The organism is Caulobacter sp. 1776, assembly GCF_040545685.1.
Lineage (GTDB): Bacteria > Pseudomonadota > Alphaproteobacteria > Caulobacterales > Caulobacteraceae > Caulobacter.
In genome coordinates this window covers 334,376-356,398 of record NZ_JBEPMI010000007.1, presented here as the reverse complement: position 1 = coordinate 356,398, position 22,023 = coordinate 334,376, and the positions used below count along the sequence as shown (strand labels likewise).

19 protein-coding genes are annotated in these 22,023 nt (G+C 68.0%); 8 read left to right on the top strand and 11 right to left on the bottom strand.

Going from position 1 to position 22,023, the window contains the following annotated elements:
• The first annotated feature begins 37 nt into the window (after positions 1-37).
• Entirely contained in the window at positions 38-799 is a 762-nt protein-coding gene (tpiA, locus tag ABIC66_RS20195) for a triose-phosphate isomerase (protein ID WP_354072545.1), read from the top strand.
• Positions 800-888: 89 nt separating this feature from the next.
• Entirely contained in the window at positions 889-2,727 is a 1,839-nt protein-coding gene (aspS, locus tag ABIC66_RS20190) for an aspartate--tRNA ligase (protein WP_354072544.1), read from the top strand.
• A gap of 92 nt (positions 2,728-2,819) precedes the next feature.
• Here the strand turns inward: aspS and ABIC66_RS20185 are convergent, their stop codons facing one another.
• The 3 genes from ABIC66_RS20185 to ABIC66_RS20175 form a co-directional block, all read right to left on the bottom strand.
• Positions 2,820-3,692 carry a pentapeptide repeat-containing protein gene (locus ABIC66_RS20185; RefSeq protein ID WP_354072542.1) on the bottom strand — a complete coding sequence of 291 codons (873 nt, stop codon included), beginning with the start codon at positions 3,690-3,692 and terminating at the stop codon, positions 2,820-2,822.
• A gap of 94 nt (positions 3,693-3,786) precedes the next feature.
• On the bottom strand, positions 3,787-4,278 hold the full coding sequence (locus tag ABIC66_RS20180) for a pentapeptide repeat-containing protein (protein ID WP_354072540.1): 492 nt from the start codon (positions 4,276-4,278) through the stop codon (positions 3,787-3,789).
• A gap of 68 nt (positions 4,279-4,346) precedes the next feature.
• Positions 4,347-7,070 (bottom strand): TSCPD domain-containing protein, encoded by a 2,724-nt coding sequence (locus ABIC66_RS20175; RefSeq protein WP_354072538.1) that lies wholly within the window; start codon positions 7,068-7,070, stop codon positions 4,347-4,349.
• A 278-nt stretch (positions 7,071-7,348) separates the two neighbouring features.
• Between ABIC66_RS20175 and ABIC66_RS20170 the strand changes: the two genes are divergently transcribed.
• Together ABIC66_RS20170 and ABIC66_RS20165 are read left to right on the top strand one after the other, a co-directional pair.
• A complete protein-coding gene (locus ABIC66_RS20170) occupies positions 7,349-7,744 on the top strand; it encodes an NADH:ubiquinone oxidoreductase subunit NDUFA12 (RefSeq protein WP_354072536.1) in 396 nt (131 codons plus the stop codon).
• Positions 7,745-7,746: 2 nt separating this feature from the next.
• Positions 7,747-8,385 (top strand): DUF2155 domain-containing protein, encoded by a 639-nt coding sequence (locus tag ABIC66_RS20165; protein WP_354072534.1) that lies wholly within the window; start codon positions 7,747-7,749, stop codon positions 8,383-8,385.
• On the opposite strand, the gene aat is transcribed toward ABIC66_RS20165, so the two are convergent.
• The 4 genes from aat to aroQ form a co-directional block, all read right to left on the bottom strand.
• Positions 8,322-8,975 carry a leucyl/phenylalanyl-tRNA--protein transferase gene (gene aat / locus ABIC66_RS20160; protein WP_354072532.1) on the bottom strand — a complete coding sequence of 218 codons (654 nt, stop codon included), beginning with the start codon at positions 8,973-8,975 and terminating at the stop codon, positions 8,322-8,324. The genes ABIC66_RS20165 and aat overlap by 64 nt on opposite strands.
• A gap of 13 nt (positions 8,976-8,988) precedes the next feature.
• Positions 8,989-10,335: an acetyl-CoA carboxylase biotin carboxylase subunit gene (gene accC, locus ABIC66_RS20155; RefSeq protein ID WP_354072530.1), complete on the bottom strand. Its 1,347-nt coding sequence runs from the start codon at positions 10,333-10,335 to the stop codon at positions 8,989-8,991.
• Between the two features lie 5 nt (positions 10,336-10,340).
• Positions 10,341-10,853: an acetyl-CoA carboxylase biotin carboxyl carrier protein gene (accB, locus tag ABIC66_RS20150; RefSeq protein ID WP_354072528.1), complete on the bottom strand. Its 513-nt coding sequence runs from the start codon at positions 10,851-10,853 to the stop codon at positions 10,341-10,343.
• A gap of 61 nt (positions 10,854-10,914) precedes the next feature.
• Entirely contained in the window at positions 10,915-11,355 is a 441-nt protein-coding gene (gene aroQ / locus ABIC66_RS20145) for a type II 3-dehydroquinate dehydratase (protein ID WP_354072526.1), read from the bottom strand.
• Positions 11,356-11,434: 79 nt separating this feature from the next.
• On the opposite strand from aroQ, the gene thiS reads away from it, so the two are divergent.
• Together thiS and ABIC66_RS20135 are read left to right on the top strand one after the other, a co-directional pair.
• On the top strand, positions 11,435-11,635 hold the full coding sequence (gene thiS, locus ABIC66_RS20140; protein WP_354072525.1) for a sulfur carrier protein ThiS: 201 nt from the start codon (positions 11,435-11,437) through the stop codon (positions 11,633-11,635).
• A 129-nt stretch (positions 11,636-11,764) separates the two neighbouring features.
• The gene (locus ABIC66_RS20135; protein WP_354072523.1) at positions 11,765-12,577 is read left to right on the top strand and encodes a thiazole synthase; all 813 of its coding nucleotides are present in this window, start codon (positions 11,765-11,767) and stop codon (positions 12,575-12,577) included.
• Positions 12,578-12,581: 4 nt separating this feature from the next.
• Here the strand turns inward: ABIC66_RS20135 and ABIC66_RS20130 are convergent, their stop codons facing one another.
• The 4 genes from ABIC66_RS20130 to ABIC66_RS20115 form a co-directional block, all read right to left on the bottom strand.
• On the bottom strand, positions 12,582-13,322 hold the full coding sequence (locus tag ABIC66_RS20130; protein WP_354072521.1) for a DsbA family protein: 741 nt from the start codon (positions 13,320-13,322) through the stop codon (positions 12,582-12,584).
• Positions 13,323-13,348: 26 nt separating this feature from the next.
• A complete protein-coding gene (locus ABIC66_RS20125) occupies positions 13,349-14,764 on the bottom strand; it encodes a M48 family metalloprotease (RefSeq protein WP_354072519.1) in 1,416 nt (471 codons plus the stop codon).
• Between the two features lie 144 nt (positions 14,765-14,908).
• Positions 14,909-17,620, bottom strand: a complete 2,712-nt coding sequence (locus ABIC66_RS20120; protein ID WP_354072518.1) for an Rne/Rng family ribonuclease — start codon at positions 17,618-17,620, stop codon at positions 14,909-14,911.
• The gene (locus ABIC66_RS20115) at positions 17,544-17,762 is read right to left on the bottom strand and encodes a hypothetical protein (protein WP_354072516.1); all 219 of its coding nucleotides are present in this window, start codon (positions 17,760-17,762) and stop codon (positions 17,544-17,546) included. Before ABIC66_RS20115 ends, ABIC66_RS20120 begins: the two co-directional genes overlap by 77 nt.
• Before the next feature lie 368 nt (positions 17,763-18,130).
• Between ABIC66_RS20115 and ABIC66_RS20110 the strand changes: the two genes are divergently transcribed.
• Together ABIC66_RS20110 and ABIC66_RS20105 are read left to right on the top strand one after the other, a co-directional pair.
• Positions 18,131-19,321 carry an N-acetylmuramoyl-L-alanine amidase family protein gene (locus ABIC66_RS20110; protein WP_354072514.1) on the top strand — a complete coding sequence of 397 codons (1,191 nt, stop codon included), beginning with the start codon at positions 18,131-18,133 and terminating at the stop codon, positions 19,319-19,321.
• Between the two features lie 270 nt (positions 19,322-19,591).
• Positions 19,592-21,958, top strand: coding sequence for a penicillin-binding protein 1A (locus tag ABIC66_RS20105; protein ID WP_354072512.1), 2,367 nt, complete (start codon positions 19,592-19,594; stop codon positions 21,956-21,958).
• Positions 21,959-22,023: the final 65 nt, after the last annotated feature.

Below are 22,023 nucleotides of genomic sequence, written 5' to 3'. Positions count from 1 at the left end.
TGACTTCCCAAGCGAGCGTGACCCCAAGAAGGCGGTCATGACCCTTTCGAGCACGACTCCCCGGCCGCTGATCGCCGGAAATTGGAAGATGAACGGTCTTTCGGCCGCTCTCGACGAGGCCCGCGCCGTCGCGGCGGGCCTGGATCGCCAGCCGGCCGCCGCCCGCGTCGCCGTCTTTCCGCCCGCCACCCTGCTGCACCGCCTCGCGCAGGCCGTCGAGGGTTCGTTCGTGCTGGTCGGCGGCCAGGACTGCCACCACAAGGCCAGCGGCGCCAATACCGGCGACATCTCGGCCGAGATGGTGGCGGACGCCGGCGGAAAGCTGGTGATCTGCGGCCACTCCGAACGCCGCACCGATCACGGCGAGACCTCCCCCCAGGTGGCCGGCAAGGCCGAGGCGGCGCTGGCCGCGGGCCTGGAGCCGATCATCTGTGTCGGCGAGACCCTGGACCTGCGCCAGTCGGGCCAGGCGGTCGCGTTCGTCGTGAATCAGGTGCGCGAATCCCTGCCGCTCAGCCTGGCGGGGCAGGCGTTCAACGTGGCCTACGAACCTCTTTGGGCGATCGGCACCGGCCACACCGCCTCGATTGACAACATCGTCGAGATGCACGCGGCCATCCGCGCCGAGCTCATCTCCCTGTTTGGCGAACAGGGGCGGGGCGTTCCGATCCTGTACGGCGGCTCGGTGAAGCCCGAGAACGCCCGTGAGATCCTGGCCGCGCCCGACGTCGGCGGGGCCCTGGTCGGCGGCGCCTCGCTGAAGGCCAAGGATTTCCTGGCCATCGTCGAGGCGGCCTGAGCCGACATCCCGACCCCAGAATCCTTGACATCACGGCGCCCACGTGCGCCTTACCGCGCCTTGCAAATCACCGCGTATTCAAGACTTTCATGACCTCCATGCACGCCTATCGCACCCACAACTGCGGCGCTCTGCGCGCTTCCGACACCGGCTCCTCGGTGCGCCTGTCGGGCTGGATCCACCGCAAGCGCGACCACGGCGGGCTGGTCTTCATCGACCTGCGCGACCACCACGGCCTGACCCAGTTGGTCCTGCACCCGGAAACCCCGGGCTTTGGCATCGTCGAGCGCCTGCGCGCCGAGAGCGTGATCAAGATCGATGGCGAGGTTGTCGCGCGCGACGCCAGCGTGGTGAACCCCAACCTGCCCACGGGCGAGATCGAGATCCGCGTCTCGGCCGTCGAGGTGCTCTCGGAAGCGGCCGAACTGCCGCTGCCGGTGTTCGGCGAGCCGGACTATCCGGAAGAGATCCGCCTCAAACACCGCTACCTCGACCTGCGCCGCGAGACCCTGCACAAGAACATCGTGCTGCGCTCGCGCGTCATCCAGTCGATCCGCAACCGCATGTTCGCGCAAGGTTTCAACGAGTTCCAGACGCCGATCCTGACGGCCAGTTCGCCGGAAGGCGCGCGCGACTTCCTGGTGCCCTCGCGTCTGCATCCGGAAAAGTTCTACGCCCTGCCGCAGGCGCCCCAGCAGTTCAAGCAGCTGCTGATGGTCTCGGGCTTCGACCGCTATTTCCAGATCGCCCCGTGCTTCCGCGACGAAGACCTGCGCGCCGACCGTTCGCTGGAATTCTACCAGCTCGACGTCGAAATGAGCTTCGTGACTCAGGAAGACGTGTTCGCGGCCATTGAGCCCGTCATGCACGGCGTGTTCGAGGAGTTCAGCAACGGCAAGCCCGTTTCGCCGATCGACGGGACCCACACCTTCACCAACGACTTCGGCCAATCGTTCGAGCACAAGGGCTTCGAGCGCCTGACCTACGCCCAGTCGATGGCCTGGTACGGCAGCGACAAGCCGGACCTGCGCAACCCGATCAAGATGCAGGATGTCTCGGCGCACTTCCGTGACGGCGGCTTTGGCCTGTTCGCCAAGATCCTTGGCGCCGACGCCAAGAACCAGGTGTGGGCCATTCCCGCGCCGACCGGCGGCAGCCGCGCCTTCTGCGATCGCATGAACAGCTGGGCTCAAGGCGAAGGCCAGCCGGGTCTCGGCTATGTGTTCTGGTCGGAAGACCAGGGTTCGTGGGGCGGTCCGATCGCCAAGAACCTGGGCGAGCCGACCCAGGCCCTGATGGAGTCGCTGGGCCTGGGCGCGGGCGACGCGGCCTTCTTCGTGGCCGGCGACCCGGCCGTGTTCGCGAAGTTCGCGGGCCTGGCCCGCACCCGAGTCGGCACGGAGCTGAAGCTGGTCGACGAGAACCAGTTCAAGTTCTGCTGGATCGTCGACTTCCCGATGTTCGAGTGGAACGAGGACGAGAAGAAGGTCGACTTCTCGCACAATCCGTTCTCGATGCCGCAAGGCGGTCTGGAGGCCCTGGAGACCCAGGATCCGCTGACCATCCGCGCCTATCAGTACGACATCGTCTGCAACGGCTACGAGCTGTGTTCGGGCGCGATCCGGAACCACAAGCCCGAGATCATGCTCAAGGCTTTCGCCACGGCCGGCTACGGCCCCGAAGTGGTCGAAGAACAGTTCGGCGGCATGCTGAACGCCTTCCGTTATGGCGCCCCGCCGCACGGTGGTCTGGCGCCCGGCATCGACCGCATCGTCATGCTGCTGGCCGACCAGGTCGCCATCCGCGAGGTCATCGCCTTCCCGCTGAACCAGCAGGGCCAGGACCTGCTCATGAACGCCCCGGCCAACGTGCTCGACAAGCAACTCAAGGAGTTGCACATCCGCACCGCGCCGCCGATCAAGGTGTAGGCGCGCGCAAGCGCCCGATACGGAAAAGCCCTCCGATCTTTACGATCGGAGGGCTTTTTCTTGATCCGTGGATCAGCCGACGAGCGCGGCGATCACCACTTCGGAGGTTTTGGCGGGGCGGGCGGCTTCGGCGCGGCTGGCGGCGCCTTGGGCATCTCGCGCAGAAGCATGAAGTGCGCGTTCCTCAGGCCGTTGCAGGGCCGCACGGTCAAGCCCGAAGGCAGGCGGACGCCGCCGTCGCCACAGGCTTCGTCCAGCTGGTCCTGGTCCAGGCCCCTCGCGCCGGTGAAGTCCGCGCCGGTCAGGATCGCCATGGTCAGGTCGGCGTTGTGGAAGTCCGCGCCCGAGAAGTTGGCGCCCTGCAGGCTGGACCCGGTCAGGTCGGCGTTGCGGAAGCTGGCGCCTTCGAACCGGCCGCCAATCAGGCTGGCGCGGTTGATGTCCGAGTTCGAGAAGTCCGCGTCGCGGGCGATGACGCCCTGCAGGCTCGAACCGGTCAGCTCCGCGTTGGACAGCCGGGCCTTGGTCAGATTAGCGCCGATCAGCTGCGAGCCATGCAGTTCCGATGACGACAGGTCGACACGGACCAGTATGGCGGACTGCAGGTTGGCGCCGCTGCTCTCGACGCCGGACATCCGGGCGTCGGTGAAGTTGGCGGCGACGAAGTTGGCGCCGCGCATCTCGGCGCCGCGCAGGTCGGCGCGGCTCAGATCAGCCGAGCTGAAGTTGCTGCCGTAGAACATCGCGCCGCGCAGGTCCGCGCCAATCAGGATCGCCTTGACGAAGGTCGCGCCGGCGAACTTGGCGTTCATCAGCTTGCGGCCGGCCAGGTCGCAATTGGCGCACATCCCGCCGAAGGACGTCAGCTTGGCGACGTCCTTGTCTTCGATCGAAGCGTGGGCCGGGCCGGCCAGGGCCGCGAGGCTCAGCGTCAAGGCGGCGATGGAAACGCCCAAGCGGGACATCGACTTCTCCGTGCAGTCCATACGCGACTGTGTGAGTTACGGTTTGGACCGAGGGGCGCCCAGAAGCCACTTAAATCGCGGTAATGACGGGGATTTAACGGCAGCGCGGCATGGAGAGACCGCGCGGAGTCAACGTGGAGTCGTCGCCGCAGGCCTGGTTCAACTGGCCCTGGGTCAGACCCACGGCTCGGCTCATTTCGGCGCCCGAGAAGTTGACGCCCGACAGTCTAGCCCCGGAGAAGTTCGCGCCCTGCAGATAGGCGCCGACGAAGCTGGCGTTGGTCAGGTCGGCGCGGGCGAAGCTCGCCCCGGTCAGCACCGCGCCATAGGCGTTGAGGTCGCGCAGGTCGCCGCCGGCGAAGCTGGTGCGGTTCATCACCGCCGCCGAGAGATCGGCCTGGCGCAGGCGCGCGCCGGCGAGGTTCTTGTTCTTCAGCTCGAGGTTCGCCAGGTCGGCCTGGAACAGATTGCATCGCGGGCAGCTGGCGCCGTTGCGCACGGCCGAGATCTGGCTGGCGTTTTGGGCGCTGGCGGCGGTGGCCGAGGTCAGGGCCAGCAGGGTGGCGAGCAGGGCGAACGGTTTCATTTTGGCGCAAGTCCTACGCGAAAAGGGCTCATCCACCCTGACGTAGCAAGCTTAACGCCAACCGAACGTTAGGACGAGGCGACGGGCCCCGGACGTTCCGATTGCGCCCCGCAGGTGTCGCAGACGGTCAGGCCGCCGCGCCGGGATAGCGAAAGGTCGCCGCAAGCCGGGCACATCTCGCCCTCGGCGCCCGGGCGCTCCGCGCCCTCGACTCGGCGACGGCCGAACGAGGCGAACACCAGGTTGTCGGGCGTCACGCCGCGCGAGAAGCCCTTGGAGATGAACTTGCTGGCCAAAACCGGATCAGGGCCGACGTCGTCGATCTCGTCGTCGGTGAGCGGCGACTTGCCCCAACCCAGGCCATCGGCGTTGAATTGGCCGGCGTCGCCATTGGCCAGGTCGTCGCGGCCCAGATACGAGACGCCCAGTTCGCGGAAGATGTAGTCCAGAATCGAGGTGGCCGACTTGATCGAATCATTGCCCGAGACCGGCCCCGCGGGCTCGAACTTGGTGTAGACGAAAGCGTCGACGAACTCGTGCAACGGCACGCCGTGCTGCAGACCCAACGACACGGCGATGGCGAAGTTGTTCATCAGGCTGCGGAAGGCCGCGCCCTCCTTGTGCATGTCGATGAACAGCTCGCCCAGCTCGCCGTCCTCGTACTCGCCGGTGTGCAGATAGACCTTGTGGCCGCCGACGGCCGCCTTCTGGATGTAGCCCTTGCGGCGGTCGGGCAGGCGGCGGCGCGAGCGGTCGCGCTCGACGATCTTCTCGACCACGCGTTCGGTGACGACGGGTTCGCGAGGCGCGGCGCGGGCGGGCTCGGCGGCCGGCTCGTCGGGCAGGTCCAGCTTGAAGTCGACCGGCGTGGCGGCGCGTTGCAGTCGCAGGGCGCGGATGCCCGAGCGCGCGGCGGCGGCCTGGGCGCGGACGGCGTCGGCCGGCCGGGCGTCGAAGGCGACCGGGATGGCGACCGGCGCCGGCAGGCAGGCGAAGCTCTCGACGGCCGCCAGCATGGCCAGGCGGTCGGCGAAGACCGGGGCCTCGACCGAGCGGAAGGCTTCGCGCAGTTCGGGGTTCAGGGCGTCGCAGTCGCCCAGGGTTCCCGCGCCCAGGGCGTGGCGCTCGGCGGTCGCGATCTCCGTCACGGAGAAGTCGGCGAAGGCCAGGGTGTCGAAGTCGCGGCGGGCCACATCCTCGGCCGAAGCGCCCAGAACGTCACGCAGGAAGCCCGCGCCGACCACGGCGGGGGCGAAGGCGGCGCGCAGACCGTGGTGCTCGCGAAGGGCGTGCTCGGCCTTCTCGATTTCGTGAGCGGTGAAGCCCCGAGCCTGCAGCATGGCGTGGTCGATCGCCGGGCTCTCGGCCAGCGAGCCGTGCCCCAGGGCGTGGCGGCGGGCGGCGTCCAGATCGACGTTCTCGGTAGAGAGAGCCTCGAAGGCGGCGGCGCTGAAGGCGGGCAGCAGGAAGCCGTCGGCGGTCTGGGTGACCGAGACCGGCGCCATCGCGCCGGCGGGGCCCAGGGGGGCGCCGCCGAGACGCAGGGCGGCCTCGGCGTCCTCGAACGGACCGACGAGGGCCGTCGAGCGCAGGCCGTGCTTGCGGCCCAGGGCGTGGGCGGTGGCCAGGGCGGCGGCGGCCTCGGTGGCCAGCTCGGAGCGCAGGGCGGCGGCGCGGACGCGGCGCTCGGCCAGGGTCTTCAGAACGCTCTGCTTGTCCTGGGCGAAGGCCTCGTCCTGGCCCAGAGCGGCGGCGGCCTCGGCGCTGGCCGATAGGGCCGCGCCGACGGCCAGGGCCCAGAGCGCGGCGGCGCCGTCGCGGCCCTCGACGCTGGTCTGAGAGAGACCTTGGCTGAGCAGGCAGTCGCCGACGCCCGCCAGCGACAGCCGCGCCGGGCGCTCGCCGCGGTCCAGCTCCAGGGCGGTGCCCCAAAGGTGGCAGACATAGGTGAAGCGCTCGACGTCGAAGGTCTCGCCGTCGAGGAAGGCGCTGGCGTCGATCGCCGCCCCGATCCCGACGCCCCGCGCCAGGAGCTCGGCGTCGGTGGGCGAGAAGGTCAGGGTGAGGGCGCTGGTCTCCCAGCCGACTTGGGCGGCCAGGGTGGCGGCTTCGTCGCCAGCGGCCACGCCCTGGCGCGAGGCCGAGGCGACCATGACGCGTTCGCGGTCCGGCGCGGCGTCGATCAGGGCGGAACGCGCGGCGTCGGCCGTGGCGATGGCGTCGAGGATGGTGCGGTCGTCGGCGCCCAGATCGCGGGCCTTGCGGGCGGCGCGGGCGAGAGCCGGGTTCTTGCGGACATCGCCGCAGGCGCGCGGATCGCCCTGGCAGCGGCGGACGGCGTCGGCGACATGGACCAGGGCGGCGTCGAGGCGCGCGGCCGCTTGGGCGGCGAGGAGGCGGCCGCGGCGCTGGGCCAGGGTCGTCTTTACCGCGCTTTCGAATTCGAACTCGCCGATGTCGGCCAGCCGCCCCAGCCCCACCTGGCCGCCAGCCGGCGTGGCGAGGCCCGAGAGCATGGTGGCCAGCAAGGCGTCGCGGAAGGCGCTGGCGTCGGCCTTGTCGCCGAACAGCCCGCGCGCGAGGCCGGCCTGCGCCACCTTGTCGGCGTAGCGGGCCGGTCCGCCGCCCAGTGGCGCCTTAGGCTCGATTTCGCCGGCCCAGTCCAGCCAGGCCTCGACGCGGGCGTCGCTCCAGGACGACGGGGCCGAGACCACGACCACGCTGTCGGCGCGCTCGAGATCGCGCCATTCCATGGTGGGAACAACTCCGGCGGCTTTGGCGGGCGTGCGCATGGGCGAGTTCCGGGTCCGGGCGGTCGTGATACCTTACCAAATTCCTAACGGGTGATTCCGTGCCGCCGGGATGCGCGTAAGGTCGCACCCCAAGCTAGAGCCTCGTTCGCTCGGCCTCAATAGATGTTGCGGGTCCAAGGGGGGCTAATCCACAAGATGTTGAAATTGCGCCGACCGGACCGACGCTGGACGCTGGAGACGCGGAAGGCTATGTTCCGCCGACTTCGCCGCGCCGGTCGCGGCCCCTTTAAGCCCTTGCAATTTCGGGTGCGAACGTAGTGCTGAAAGCGATCTTCACGTGGTGGAACGGTGCGACCCTGGGTCAGCGCTTCCACATCGGCCGCCGCGGCGTCTTCGTGGGCCAGGACGAATACGGCAATCGCTACTTCGAGGCCCGCGACAACAGCGACAGCTATGACGAGCGCAAGCGTCGGTGGGTGATCTACAGCGGCTATGCCGAAGCCTCGAAGGTCCCGCCGGACTGGAGCGGCTGGCTGCACTACACCTTCGACGAGACGCCGGACCAGGCGCCGCTGAAGCGCCGCGAATGGGAGAAGGATCATCTTCCCAACCTGACCGGCACCGTTCACGCTTGGCGCCCGAAGGGTTCGCTGACCCGGGGCGGCGAGCGCGCGGCCGCCACCAGCGACTACCAACCCTGGTCGCCGGAATAGGCATGACGGCCCGTCGGGCGTCCCTGATCGCCGCCGTCGCGGCCCTGTCCGGCCTGGCCGCGACGGGCGCCGCTCTCGCGCGCCAGAACGCCCCGCAGGCGCAGGTCCCGCCGTCGGCGCCGCAAGCGCCCGCGGCGCCGACACCCGGAGAGCTGCGTCCGGCCCAGCCGACCCAGGTCCCGCCCGCGATCACCAATCCCAATCCGCCGGCCTCGCCGCCGCCCGCCGCCGTGACCGCGCCCAAGCCGGCCGCTGTGGCGCCGACCAAGCCGGTCGAGCCCGCCAAGAGGCCGCGCTACGCGATCGCCATCCTCCAGGCGCTGGACAAGGTCACGACCGAGACGATGCGGTTCGAGGTCCCGGTCGGTCAGCCGATCCGCTACAAGACCTTGATCTTCACCGTCCGCGCTTGCGAGACGGCGGCCGCCGACGAGATCGCTCCGGAGACCGCGGCCTATGTCATCGTGGATACCCAGCCCAAGGCCCAGGCCGGCCGCGCGGCTCCGCCAGGACGCCAGATCTACAAGGGTTGGATGTACGCCAGCTCGCCGGGTCTGAACCCGCTGCAACACCCGGTCTATGACGCCTGGCTGATCGCCTGCAAGCAGTCGGTCCCGGATGCGCCGCCCGCCAAGCCGTAGAAGTCGCCCTGGACCGCCAGGGCCTTGGCCAGTCGCCGTCTATAGTCCGCGCGGCCGATCTCGATCACCCCGAACTGCGTCAGGTGCTCGGTGAGGAACTGGGTGTCCAGCAACTGATAGCCGCCGGCCAGCAGCCGCGCGACTAGATGCACTAGCGCCACCTTGCTGGCGTCGCGGGCGGTCGAGAACATGCTCTCGCCGAAGAACGCGCCGCCCAGCGACACGCCGTAGAGACCGCCGACCAGCGCGTCGCCCAGCCAGGTTTCAACGCTGTGGGCCAGGCCTCGGGCGTACAGCTGCCCGTAGAGCCGCTGGATGGGATGGTTGATCCAGGTCTCGAGACGGCCAGGGCGTGAGGCCGCGCAGGCCTCGATCACCGCGTCGAAGGCGGTGTCGATGCGCACTTCGTAGGGGCCGTTGCGCACCGTCCGCGCCAAGCGCTTGGGAATATGAAAGTCCCCGAGCGGCAGGACGCCACGCCGCTCGGGATCGATCAGGAAGACGCTCTGGTCCTCGCGGGCGTCCGCCATCGGGAAGACGCCGCGCTTGTAGCAGGCGATCAGATCGTCGACCGAGAAGGCGTCGTCCATCGCCAGCCTCGGATCAGCTCTCTTGAGCTTTGATCCAACGTTCCAGCCAGTGGATGTCGTAATCGCCGGCCAGGATGTCGGGCTGCACCAGGAGGTCCTGGAACAGTGGGATCGTCGTTTCGACGCCGCCGACGACCATCTCGCCCAGGCAGCGCTTCAGGCGGGCGATGCACTCGGCGCGGTCGCGGCCGTGCACGATCAGCTTGCCGATCAGGCTGTCGTAGTAGGGTGGGATCGCGTAGCCGGTGTAGATCGCCGAATCCAAGCGAACGCCCAGGCCGCCGGGGGCGTGAAAGTCCGTGATCGTGCCGGGCGAGGGCGTGAAGGTCCGCGCGTTCTCGGCGTTGATCCGGCACTCGATGGCGTGACCCTCGAAGACGACATCCTCTTGGGTGAACGACAGCGGCAGGCCGGCGGCGATGCGGATCTGCTCGCGCACCAGGTCGATGCCCGTGATGGCCTCGGTAACGGGGTGCTCGACTTGCAGGCGGGTGTTCATCTCGATGAAGAAGAACTCGCCATTCTCCCACAGGAACTCGATCGTGCCGACGCCGAGGTAGCCGATGGCCTTGACCGCATCGACGACGATCTTGCCGATCTTGGCGCGATCGACCGCGCCGAGGGCGGGCGAGGGGGCTTCTTCGAGAACCTTCTGGTGGCGGCGCTGCAGCGAGCAATCCCGCTCGCCCAGGTGAACCACGTTGCCGTGACTGTCGGCGATAACCTGCAGCTCGATGTGGCGCGGCTTCTGGAGGTAGCGCTCCATATAGACCGTGTCGTCGCCGAACGCGGCGCGGGCTTCGGAACGGGCGGTCGAGACGGCCTCGGCGAGATCCTCACGGGTCTGGGCGACCTTCATACCGCGACCACCGCCGCCGGAGGCCGCCTTGATCAGCACAGGGAAGCCGATTTCCTCGGCGGCCGCGAACGCCTCTTCCTCGGTCGAGACGCCGCCGTCCGAGCCGGGGACGACTGGAATGCCGGCGTCCTTCACGGCTTGTTTGGCGGTGATCTTGTCGCCCATCATTCGGATGTGCTCGGGCTTCGGACCGATGAAGGTGAAGCCGTGCGCGCCGACGATCTCGGCGAAGCGGGCGTTCTCCGACAGGAAGCCGTAACCCGGGTGGATGGCCTGCGCGCCGGTGATCTCGGCCGCCGCGATGATCGACGGGATGTTCAGATAGCTCTTGGCGGCGGGGGCGGGGCCGATGCAGACGCTTTCGTCCGCCAGGCGCACCCACATCGAGTTGCGGTCGGCCTCGGAGTGGACCGCCACGGTGGCGATGCCCATTTCCTTGCAGGCGCGGTGAACCCGGAGCGCGATCTCGCCCCGGTTCGCGATCAGGATCTTGTCGAACATGATCGTTACTCGATGACGACGAGCGGCTCGCCGAACTCGACGGGCTGCGCGTCTTCAACCAGGATCTCGACGACCTTGCCGGCCTTCGGAGCCGAGATCGGGTTCATGGTCTTCATGGCTTCGACGATCAGCAGCGTCTGGCCGGCCGAGACGGTGTCGCCGACCTTGACGAAGGCGTCGGCGCCCGGCTGGGGCGACAGATAGACCGTGCCGACCATCGGCGATTTCACGGCGTCGCCGCGCGCGGCGGCCGGGGCCGGAGCGGATTCGGCGGCGGGCGCGGCGGCCGGAGCCGGCGCAGAGGCGACCGCGGCCGGGGCATAGGCCGGAGCGGCCTGCTGGACGTAGTTGACGGGGGCCGCGGTCAGTTCGCGCGCCACTCGGATCGTCAGGCCGGCGTGCTCGACCTCGATCTCCGTGAGGCCCGTGTCCTTCAGGATGTCCGCGATCTTGCGGACCAGACGGGCGTCGATGGCCGGAGCTTCGACCGGATCGGCGGGGGCCTTGGGGTTCGACATGGAAGCTTACCTTGTTCTTTCAAGACGCCTCGGCGGCGGAAAACGCCGGGCGATGTCGTTGTTAAACGCGGATCAGGCCGAGAGCGGCGTCGATCGCTAGTTCATAACTCGCCGCGCCGAAGCCGGAGACGATCCCGGTGGCCGCTAGCGAAACGAAGGTGTGGCGGCGGAATTCCTCCCTCGCCGCCGGGTTGGACAAGTGACACTCGATCACCGGGATGCTCAAGGTCTTGAGCGCATCCAGAAGCGCGATCGAGGTGTGGCCGTACCCGGCCGGATTGATAATGAGCGCCGAGGCCGACTCACGCGCCTCCTGCACCCAATCGATCAGCACGCCCTCATGGTTGGACTGGCGGAAGACCACCGAAACGCCGCGCGAAGCCGCCCGCGCCTCACAGCGCGTACGGACATCATCGAGCGTGTCCTTGCCGTAAATCTCGGGCTCGCGGGTCCCCAACAGGTTGAGATTGGGCCCGCTCAGCACGTGGATCGGTTTTACCATGCGGCTCCGCCGTCGATTCCGGGAGGTCTTGTATAGCCGGTTCCGCCGGGTCACAAGCACGGCTCGCTTCGGAGGTGAGATGAGGCTTCTGCTGAACGGTGAAGAACGGGACGTGGCGGACGTCGTCACGATCGCCGATCTGGTGAGCGCCTTGGGCTTGGACGCCCGCAAGGTGGCCGTCGAGCGCAACCTCGAGATCGCTCCGCGCTCGACCTATGCCGACACCGCGCTGGCCGACGGCGACCGTATCGAGATCGTCACTTTTATCGGTGGCGGCTGACTTTAGACGCTGTCATCCCGGCCAAGTGCGAAGCACGCCGAGCCGGGACCGCCGGAAGCGCGGAGTTTGTCGCGGTCCCGGGTCTTCGCCCGGGATGACAGGGAATGGGGAGGGGCGTAAACCAGCCGCATGAACGCGCACGTTTCCCCCGACTCCGTCACGGCGACCGATTCCGAAGAAACCTGGACCGTCGCCGGCCGCACCTTTCGCTCGCGCCTGATCGTCGGCACGGGCAAGTACAAGGACTATGCGACCAACGCCGCCGCCGCCCGCGCGGCCGGGGCCGAGATCGTCACCGTGGCCGTGCGCCGCGTGAACCTGACCGATCCGAGTCAACCGCTGCTGGTCGACTACGTCAAACCGACTGAGTTCACCTATCTGCCGAATACGGCGGGCTGCTTCACGGGCGAGGACGCCGTGCGCACCCTGCGCTTGGCTCGCGAGGCCGGCGGCTGGGATCTGGTGAAGCTGGAGGTGCTCAGCGACCCCAAGACCCTGTTCCCGGACATGGAAGAGACGTTGCGGTCGCTGAAGCTGCTGGTCGCGGAGGGCTTCCAGGTCATGGTCTATTGCTCGGACGACCCGGTCTACGCCCGCAAGCTGGAAGACGCCGGCGCGGTCGCGATCATGCCGCTGGGCGCGCCGATCGGCTCGGGCCTGGGCATCCAGAACCGCGTGAACCTGCGGATCATCGTCGAGAACGCCAAGGTGCCCGTGCTGGTCGACGCCGGGGTCGGCACGGCCTCGGACGCGGCAATCGGCATGGAGCTGGGCTGCGACGCCATCCTGATGAACACCGCCATCGCCGAGGCCAAGGATCCGATCCGCATGGCCAAGGCGATGAAGCATGCCGTCATCGCCGGCCGCGAGGCGTACCTGGCCGGGCGGATGCAGAAGCGGCTATATGCCGATCCGAGCTCGCCGCTGGCGGGGCTGATCTAGGCGGTCACCCCGCCTTCGCGCTGGCCGCCCGCGTCTGCTCGATCGCTAGCTTCAGGGCGTTGATGTCGGCGCCCGGGACCAGGGTGTCGCCGACGATGAAGGCCGGGGTGCCCGACAGGGCCAGGGTCTTGGCCAGGGCGTCGGTGTCGGCCAGGTGCTGGGTGACGGCTTGGCTCTCGCCGATCGACTTGGCCTTGGCGATGTCGATGCCCAGGCTCTGGGCGATGCGCAGGGCGGCGGCGGCGTCGAGGGCGTTTTCGGCCATCAGGGCCCTGTAGAGCTCCAGGCTCTTGCCCTGGTCCTTGGCCCCCAACGCCAACCGAGCGGCGGCCTCGCTGTCGTGGCCGAAGATCACGAAGTCCTTCAGCACCAGGCGGATGTCCGGGTTCTTCTGGACCAGTTCGACGATCTCGGGCGCGGCGCGGCGGCAATAGCCGCAGCGATAGTCGAAGAATTCTGTGACCGTGATCGCGCCGGCCGGGTTGATGACGATGTCGCGCGGATCGTGCTCGATGGCCTGGCGGTACTGGCCAATCGCCTTCTGAGCCGAGGCGGCCTGCTGGGCGGCCTGTTTTTCCTGCAGCTTCTGACTGGCTTCCACCAGCACCTCGGGATGCTCCAACAGGTAGGCGCGGACCTTTTCGCCGAACGCCTTGTCGGGCTTGGCCTTGTCACAACCGGCGAGGGTCAGGCCGGCGAGAGCTAGCGGCAGGGCAACGGTCGCGGCGCGGCGAAGCAGGGTCATCGATGTCTCTGAGAGAGGAGGGGCGCTCAGCGCCCGAGGTTGGATTGGACGGCGCCTTCCTTGGCCAGGGCCTTGAGGTCCTGGTTGGAGGGGCGCGAGGCCAGGACGATGTCGGTGGCGCGACGCCAGTCCGGGGTGTTCTTGGTCAGCAGTTCGCGGGCCCGCATGGCGAAGACCCGGGCTTCTTGCACCGCGCCTAGCGAGAAATACTGCTCGGCGGTCGCCAGGCGCGCCTCGCCGTCCTTCTTCTGCTTGTCGTAGGCCTGGGCCAACAGGCGCCAGGTGACGGAGTTGTCGGAATCGTTCAGCAGGCTGCGCTTCAGCTCCTGAACGCCTTCCTCGACCTTTTTGGGATCGTCGAGGCTGATCAGGGTCTGGCCCAGATTGACCCGTAGCAGGGCCGCGTCGGGCTTCAGCGCCACCGACTTGCGTTGCGGCTCTTCCGCCTGAGGGATGCGGTTGAATTCGAACAGGATCTGGCCCTTGAGCTCCCAGAGATAGGGATTGTCGGGATGCTCGGCGATCAGCGGGTCCAGCAGCTGCAGGGCCCGGTCAGGCTCTTTCATCTGGTAGTAGGCGATGGCGCGGGCGTAGCGCGCTGGGAAGCCTGTGTCGGTCTCCTTGTACTTCATCAAGGCGACCTGCGGATTCAGGAAGCCTTCCAGCTTGGCCTTCATGACCTCGTGCTGGGCAAGGTCTTCGGGCGTATCGACGGCGCTGTAGTGGGGCTGGCGCTCGACACGGCTGCGCAGCACCTCGATCCGTTCGGACGACAGGGGGTGGCTACGGAAATATTCGAAGCGGCGGGCCTGATCGAAGACCTCCTGGTAGCGGAAGTTGTCGAAGAACTCGACGAGGCCGCGACCCGACTGGCCGGTGGCCTCCAGGAAGCCGGCGCCGGCCTGGTCGGCGCGTGACTCTTGTTCGCGGCTATAGCCGAGGGCTCCAAGCGCCCCGGCGTACTGCGCGTTGCCCAGCAAAGCCGCGCCGGCGTCGGGCGCGCCGGCCAGGGCGGCCAGGACGCCCAGGCCCATGGTCAGGATCATCGGCTTGAGGCCGGCCTTCATCATCTCGCCCGAACGGATCGGGTGGCCGCCGGCCAAGTGTCCGGTTTCGTGGGCGATGACGCCGCGCAGCTGGTTGGGATTCTCGGTCTGCAGGATCAGGCCGGTATTGAGGCCCATCTGCAGGCCCTGGGTCGCGAAGGCGTTCAGCGACTTGTCGCCGACGATCAGGATTCGGACCGTCTTGGGATCCAGGCCCGCCGCCGCGTAGATCGGATCGGCGTCGTGGTGCAGAATCTCTTCGATCTCGGTGTCGCGGATCAGCGACGGACCGCCGTCCTGGGCGAGCGCGACCTTGGGAACGCCGGACGCCAGAATCGACAGCGCGGACAACGCCACGCCCAATCGTTTCCCGGCACGCCCGTTACGCGAGGTCATCCCATGATCTCCAGATCGCGCCCCCGCGAACCCTGACCAGTCTAACTTGGAAGTCGAACGCGAGGGAACAAGGGTTTCCGTCTCGCGTCCCGAGGATTTCGGCCCGCGCGCTGGTCAGGACGCGCGGGCCGTCATCAGATCAGCCTACCGGCGCCACCAGCCCTTGCGGGGCTTTTCGGGCGGGGTGGTGATTTCGGCCGGATCCGGCTGGGCCGGAGCGGCGGGCGTCGCTTCGAGGACGGGCTCGGGTTCCGGCGTAGGAGTCGGCTTCGGAGCGGGCTCGGCAGCTGCCGCGACGACCGGCGCCTCTTCCGGTTCGGGCGGCGCGACGGCCACCGTCTCGGTCACGATCTCGGCCACGGCCTCGACGGCTTCGGCTTCCGCGACGGCCTTCTTGCCGCGCGAGCGCGGGCGTTTGGCCTTTTTCGGGGCTTCCTCGGCTTCCGGCAGTTCGACCCAGACGTCGGCCGGCGGTCCGGCGATCACCGGCGGGGCCAGGATCGGGGCTTCGAACGGCTCGGCGGGTTCGGCGCTGACGGCCTCGACGGGAGCGGCTTCGGCCTGAACGGTCTCGGCGCGTTCGCCACGGCGGCCGCGATCACGTCCGCGACGGCCACGTTCGCGTTCGGGACGCTCGGCGCGTTCCGGACGTTCAACCACTTCGGCGGCTTCCGCGCGGGCTTCCGGCGCCGGGCGGCGCGACTCGCTGTTGCCGCCGACCAGGGCGGCCGGGTCATGCCAGGTGAAGACGTTCTCGCCGAACGGGACGCGCGGACGGATCCACACGAAGGCGTCGGCCGGACGATCGCCGTCCTCGCGGCCGCCACGACGGCCGCCGCGGCGGCCGCGGCGACGACGGCGACGACGGGCGTCCTCGTCCTCGTCACCGAATTCGGCGCGATCTTCGGCGTCGCCGTCGACCTCCTCCTCGTCGGTCTCGCCTTCCGCTTCGGTTTCCGTCTCGGGTTCGTCGCGACGACCGCCTCGGCCGCGGCCCCGGTCGCGACGGCCACGGCGGCCCTTGCGGTCGCCGCGATCGTCGTCGCGCGCCTGCTTGCGGCTCGAGGCGTCGTCGTCATCGGTGTCTTCGCGCTCGATATCGTCCTCGTCGTCGAGAACGACATCCTCGTCGTCTTCTTCCTCGTCGGCGAAGGCGGCCGGATCGAAGTCGTCGTCTTCCTCGACATATGGGGCCGGCGCCACGGCGATACGTTCGCCCAGCTCGGTGCGCTCGATCTCCTGATCGCCGGCGTGCAGGCTGTCGTCGACCAGCACGGTGATGTGCAGGCCGTGGGTTTGCTGCAGGCGCTGCAGATAGGCGCGCTTTTCGTTGAGGATGTAGAGGCCGACCGAGCGGGCGACCTTCAGGATCACCGCGCCGCTGCCCTTCAGGGCCTCGGCCTCGACCGCGCGCAGGGCGGCCAGGGCGCTGGACTCGACCGAACGGACCCGGCCCGTGCCTTCGCAGTGTTCGCAGACGTGGGTGGTGCCTTCCAGGACGCCGGTGCGGCGACGCTGGCGGCTAATCTCCATCAGGCCGAAGCCCGAGATCTTGCCCATCTGGATGCGGGCGCGGTCGTCCTTCAGAGCGTCCTTCAGGACCTTCTCGACCGTGCGGTTGTTCTTGCCTTCATCCATGTCGATGAAGTCGATGACGATCAGGCCGGCCAGGTCGCGCAGGCGCAACTGGCGGGCGGCTTCCTCGGCGGCCTCGACGTTGGTCTTGAGGGCGGTGGCCTCGATGTTGCGCTCGCGCGTGGCCTTGCCCGAGTTGACATCGATGGCGACCAGGGCCTCGGTCTGGTTGATCACCAGATAGCCGCCGGAACGCAACGGCACGACGGGCGAATAGATTTGGGCCAGGTGGTCTTCGATCTTGTACTTGACGAACAGCGGCGTCGGATCGCGGTAGTTGAAGACCTTCTTGGACTGGCTCGGCATCAGCATGCGCATGAAGTCGCGCGCTTCCTTGTAGCCGGCGTCGCCCTCGACCCAGATGCCGTCCAGGTCCTTGTCATACATGTCGCGGATGGCGCGTTTGACGAGGTCTTCCTCCTCGTAGATCAGCGCCGGCGCGATCGAGTGCAGCGTGTTCTCGCGGATGTTTTCCCACAAACGCAGCAGGTATTCGTAGTCTCGCTTGATCTCGGCCTTGGTGCGCTTGGCGCCGGCCGTGCGGACGATCAGGCCCATGCCTTGCGGCACGTCCAGGCTTTGGACCACGCCCTTCAGGCGCTTGCGGTCGGTGATCGCCGTGATCTTGCGGCTGATGCCGCCGCCGCGGGCGGTGTTGGGCATCAGGACGCCATAGCGACCGGCTAGCGACAGGTAGGTGGTGAGCGCCGCGCCCTTGTTGCCGCGCTCTTCCTTGACGACCTGGACCAGCATGATCTGCCGGCGGCGGATCACTTCCTGGATCTTGTACTTTCGCATCAGCCGGCGCTTGCGGCGCGCGAGCTCTTCTTCGACGTCGTCATCGTCGTCGTCGACCGCGCGATCGCCGCCGTTGACGTCGTCCTCGTCGTCGCCGCCCGAGGCGCGACGCGAGACGGGGGTGTCGTCGTCGTCGTCGCCCGAGTCGTCGCGCATCAGCGCCTCACGATCGGCGACCGGGATCTGGTAGTAGTCCGGGTGAATTTCGTTGAACGCCAGGAAGCCGTGGCGATTACCGCCGTACTCGACGAACGCGGCCTGCAGGCTGGGTTCGACGCGCGTCACCTTGGCGAGATAGATGTTCCCACGGAGTTGTTTGCGGGTCTGGCTTTCGAAATCGAATTCTTCAACCCGAGTTCCGTCCACGACGACCACACGCGTCTCTTCGGCGTGTGCTGCGTCGATCAGCATCTTCTTCGACATTAAGGGAGTCTCCACGGCGCGCGGCGGGCGCGAGGCCCGGTCGCCGATATGAATGAGGGGCGCGCGCGTCACCGTCCGTCGCTCCGCCAGTGCGGTTGCGAGAGGTCGGATGCCAAAGGCGGACGGGTGCGGCGCAGCCCATTGAGGTTTCGTTTGTCCCTACCGCGCTAGGCGCGGACTGGATGGCGCGTCGTCGCCGGAAGGGCGTTTGAGCTCGACGCGAGCCCCGCGACCCAGCGTCTCGGTAGGCGTCTTGCCTGCTCCGTCGGCCGCGTCTCGAACACTATCTAGTCTGCCGTTCCCGCTCCGGAAGAGGTTCAGGACCACTTTCGACGCGGGGGCGGCCCGCACGGAGTCGTGACGATCACGGACTTCGCGCGCGGCGGGACTGTAGCCACATCGGCGCACAAAAGAAAAGCTTTCGACGGACGATGTCGACTTAACCCTTTCGCTACCGAGCCCGAGCGATATTGACGTTCGGTTCACCAGTTCCGGATACCGCGGGCGGGTATGCGTAAGCTTCTTATCAGTTTGGCCCGCATGGGCTGGGTCAGGGCGGTCCTGATCATCGGCGGTCTCACGACGGCCGGCGTCGCCGTGGCCACGGCCCAGGGGCCGGCCGCGCCCGCCGGCGTGCAGAAGGTCCGCTTCGGCGGCGACCGCACCGAAACCCGTGTCGTCATCGATCTGGACCGGGCCGCCGCTGGTAAGCTGATCGCCGACGGCATGGACGACCAGCGCCTGGTCATGGCGCTTCCGAACGTCACCGTTTCCGGCGATCTGCAGGGCGCGGGCCAGGGCCTGGTCAAGCGCTGGCTGATCGACGAGGCCGCGGGCGGCGCCCGTCTGCGCCTGGATCTGGCCGGCAAGGCGGAGGTTCGCCGCCGCTTTCTGCTGCCGCCGGGCGACGGCGCCACCGCCTATCGCTATGTCATCGACCTTAAGGCCGTGGACGCGGTTCCCATGGTTCCGGCCGCGCCGCGCCTGACCCTGGCGACCCTGCCGGTCAAGGCCCCGCCGCTGCGCCTGAAGAAGGTCATCGTCATCGACGCTGGTCATGGCGGCAAGGATCCCGGCTCGCTGGGCGCCAATGTCTACGAGAAGGACGTCACCTTGGCCGCCGCCAAGGCGCTGAAGGAGCGCCTGGAGCGCACGGGCCGCTTCCAGGTGGTGCTGACCCGCGAGACCGACACTTTCATCCCGCTGGAATCGCGCGTGCAGATCGCCCGTCGCGCCGACGCGGATCTCTTCATCTCCCTGCATGCCGACTCGGGTCCGGACACCGGCACCCGCGGGGCGTCGGTCTACACCCTGTCGGAAAAGGGCGCCGACAGAGTCGGCCGCGTCCTGGAAAAGGACGACTGGCTGATGAAGGCCAACCTGCCGGGGCGCGATCGGGCCGTCAGCCAGATCCTGCTGGACCTGTCGCAGCGCGCCACCAAGAACCGTTCAGCCGCCTTCGCCCAGCTGCTGCTGGCCAATGTCGGCGAGGAGACCACCCTGCTGCGCCGCAGCCATCGCGACGCCGGCTTCATCGTCCTGCTGGCGCCCGACGTGCCGGCCGTGCTGCTGGAGATGGGCTTCATCACCAATGTGGACGACGAGGCCTTCCTGACCACCAAGGCCAGCCGCGCCCGCCTGGTCAACGCCGTCAGCGACTCGATCGAGGCCTATTTCTCGGCGGGCCTGCGCAAGTCCTAGAGCCTGTCCGTTTCTGATGGAGACATCAGAAACGGATAAACAGGCTCTATTTCAAACATGTAGAGCGTGGCAGGCGCCGAAACCGCTCACACTTTCGGCTGCCACGCTCTAGGGACCGCGCTTCCCCTTTTCCTCGTCGCGCTCTAATCACAGGGACGATCGTTCGCGTTTCCCCAAGATGACGCGGCCGCAAAACCGTTTACGGTTCGGCGACAAGCGATCTAGTGAAGGGTGTGCGGCAGGCGAGGGGACCTGCCCGACGGAGGTCGCGTGGATCTGAAACCCACCGAACGATGGATGGCCATCGCCGGCGTGGCGGTGCTTTCGGCCATTGCTGTCGCGGGTTTCGCGATCGCGATCTATGCCGCGTGGCTGTTCCACGACATGCCCGACGCCGGTGAGCTGCAGGACTATCGTCCGCCGACCGCCACGCGCGTTTACGCCTGGGACGGCACCCTGATCGGCGAGTACAGCAAAGAGCGCCGGATCTTCATCCCCTATGACCAGATCCCGCCGCAGCTGGCCCAGGCCTTCCTGGCGGCTGAGGATCGCAACTTCTTCCAGCACGGCGGCGTCGACGTCGGCGGCCTATCGCGCGCCATGATCAAGAATGTCGGCAACGCCATTCGCGGCAAGCGCCTCGAGGGCGGCTCGACCATCACCCAGCAGGTCGCCAAGAACGTCCTGCTGACCAGCGACGCCACGGTCGGTCGCAAGTTCAAGGAAGCGATCCTGGCCCACCGCCTGGAGCAGTCGCTGACCAAGCAGCAGATCCTCGAGCTGTATCTGAACGAAATCTGGCTGGGCTACCGCTCGTTCGGGGTCGGCGCGGCGGCCTACAACTATTTCGGCAAGTCGTTGCCGGACTTGACCCTGGCCCAGTGCGCCTATCTGGCCTCGCTGCCCAAGGGGCCGGACAACTACCACCCGATCCGCAACAAGGCCAAGGCGATGGCCCGCCGCAACTGGGTGCTGGGCCAGATGGCCGAGCAGGGCTGGGTTTCCAAGGAAGACGCCCGCAAGGCGATGGCCGAGGACCTGGTCGTGCAAGCCGCCCCAAAGCGCGCCGCCTATCGCGACGCCGACTATTTCGTCGAGGAAGTGCGCCAGCGCGGCGTCGCAACCCTCGGCCCCCGCCTGAACGAAGGCGGTTACTACATGCGCACGACTCTGGATCCGCGCCTGCAGACCGCTGGCCGTGAGGCTCTGATGGACGGCCTGGAGAAGTACGACCGGCGCCACGGCTGGCGCGGGGCCTGGGGCCATGTCGAATCGACCGACCTGGCCTGGGAGAAGACCGCCCTGGCCAAGCCGATCCCGTCGGAGCGCAACGCCTGGCGTCCGGCCCTGGTGGTTTCCAACGACGGCCGCGTGCGCCTGGTGAAGAACGAAGGCGAGGGTCAGATCGTCGGCGAGGACGTCGCCTGGGCCAAGGCCGGCAAAGGTCTGAAGGCCGGCGACCTGGTGTTCGTCGAGAAGACGGACGCCGGCTACCGCCTGCGCCAGGTGCCGATCGTCAACGGCGCCTTGGTGGCCATGGAGCCCTATACCGGCCGCATCACCGCGCTGGTCGGCGGCTACAGCTATTCGCTGTCGAATTTCAACCGCGCCACCCAGGCGATGCGCCAGCCGGGCTCGTCGTTCAAGCCGTTCGTCTACGCCACGGCGCTGGAGAACGGCTACACGCCCGCCAGCGTGGTCGTCGACAGCGCCATCACCTTCAAGGGCGCGAACGGCGAGGACTGGAGTCCTGAGAACTACCACAAGGAGTTCTACGGCGCTCAGCCGCTGCGCAAGGGCCTGGAACAGTCGATCAACGCCATGACCGTGCGCCTGGCCCAGGGCGTCGGCATGAAGAAGATCGTCGATTTCGCCAAGCGCGCCGGGGTCGTTCGCGACATGGACCCGGTGCTGGCCATGGCCCTGGGCGCGGGCGAGACCACGCCATTCAAGCTGACCGCCGCCTACGCCGCCTTCGTCAATGGCGGCCGCCGGATCGAGCCGCATCTGATCGAGCTGGTCCAGGACCGCGAGGGCAAGGTGATCTTCCGCGCCGACAAACGCGACTGCGTCCGCTGCGACGCCGGCTTCAACGGCGACGAGAGCCCGCGTTTCGCCGCGCCGGGTGACCAGATCATGGATCCGGTCACCGCCTATCAGATCACCTCGATGCTGCAGGGCGTGGTCCAGCGCGGCACCGCCGCCGCCGTCAGCTCGTTGGGCCGGCCGCTGGCGGGCAAGACCGGCACGACCAACGAATACCGCAGCGCCTGGTTCGTCGGCTATTCGCCGAACCTGGTGGTCGGGGTCTTCGTCGGCTTCGACGACAACCGCTCGCTGGGCGAGGCCGAGACCGGCGCCACCGACGCCGTGCCGGTGTTCATCGACTTCATGAAGGTGGCCCTCGACGGCCAGCCCGTCGTCGACTTCAAGCCGCCGAAGACCGCCAAGTTCGCGATGGTGCACGGCAATCGCGAGGCCTTCCGTCCGGGCACCGAGCCCAAGGTCCAGGTCGCGCCGACCGGCCCGATCCCCTACAATGAGCTGCCGCAGGGCCTGCCTCCGGTGCCGCAGCCACAGGCCCAGCCCGGTAAGCCGCCGCCCCAGAAGGTCGATCCGCTCAGCGGGCTCTACTAGATGTCATTGCGCGGTGGAGCGACGCACGCTATCTCCCGCGCCCTTCAACACTGTCACGGAGTTAC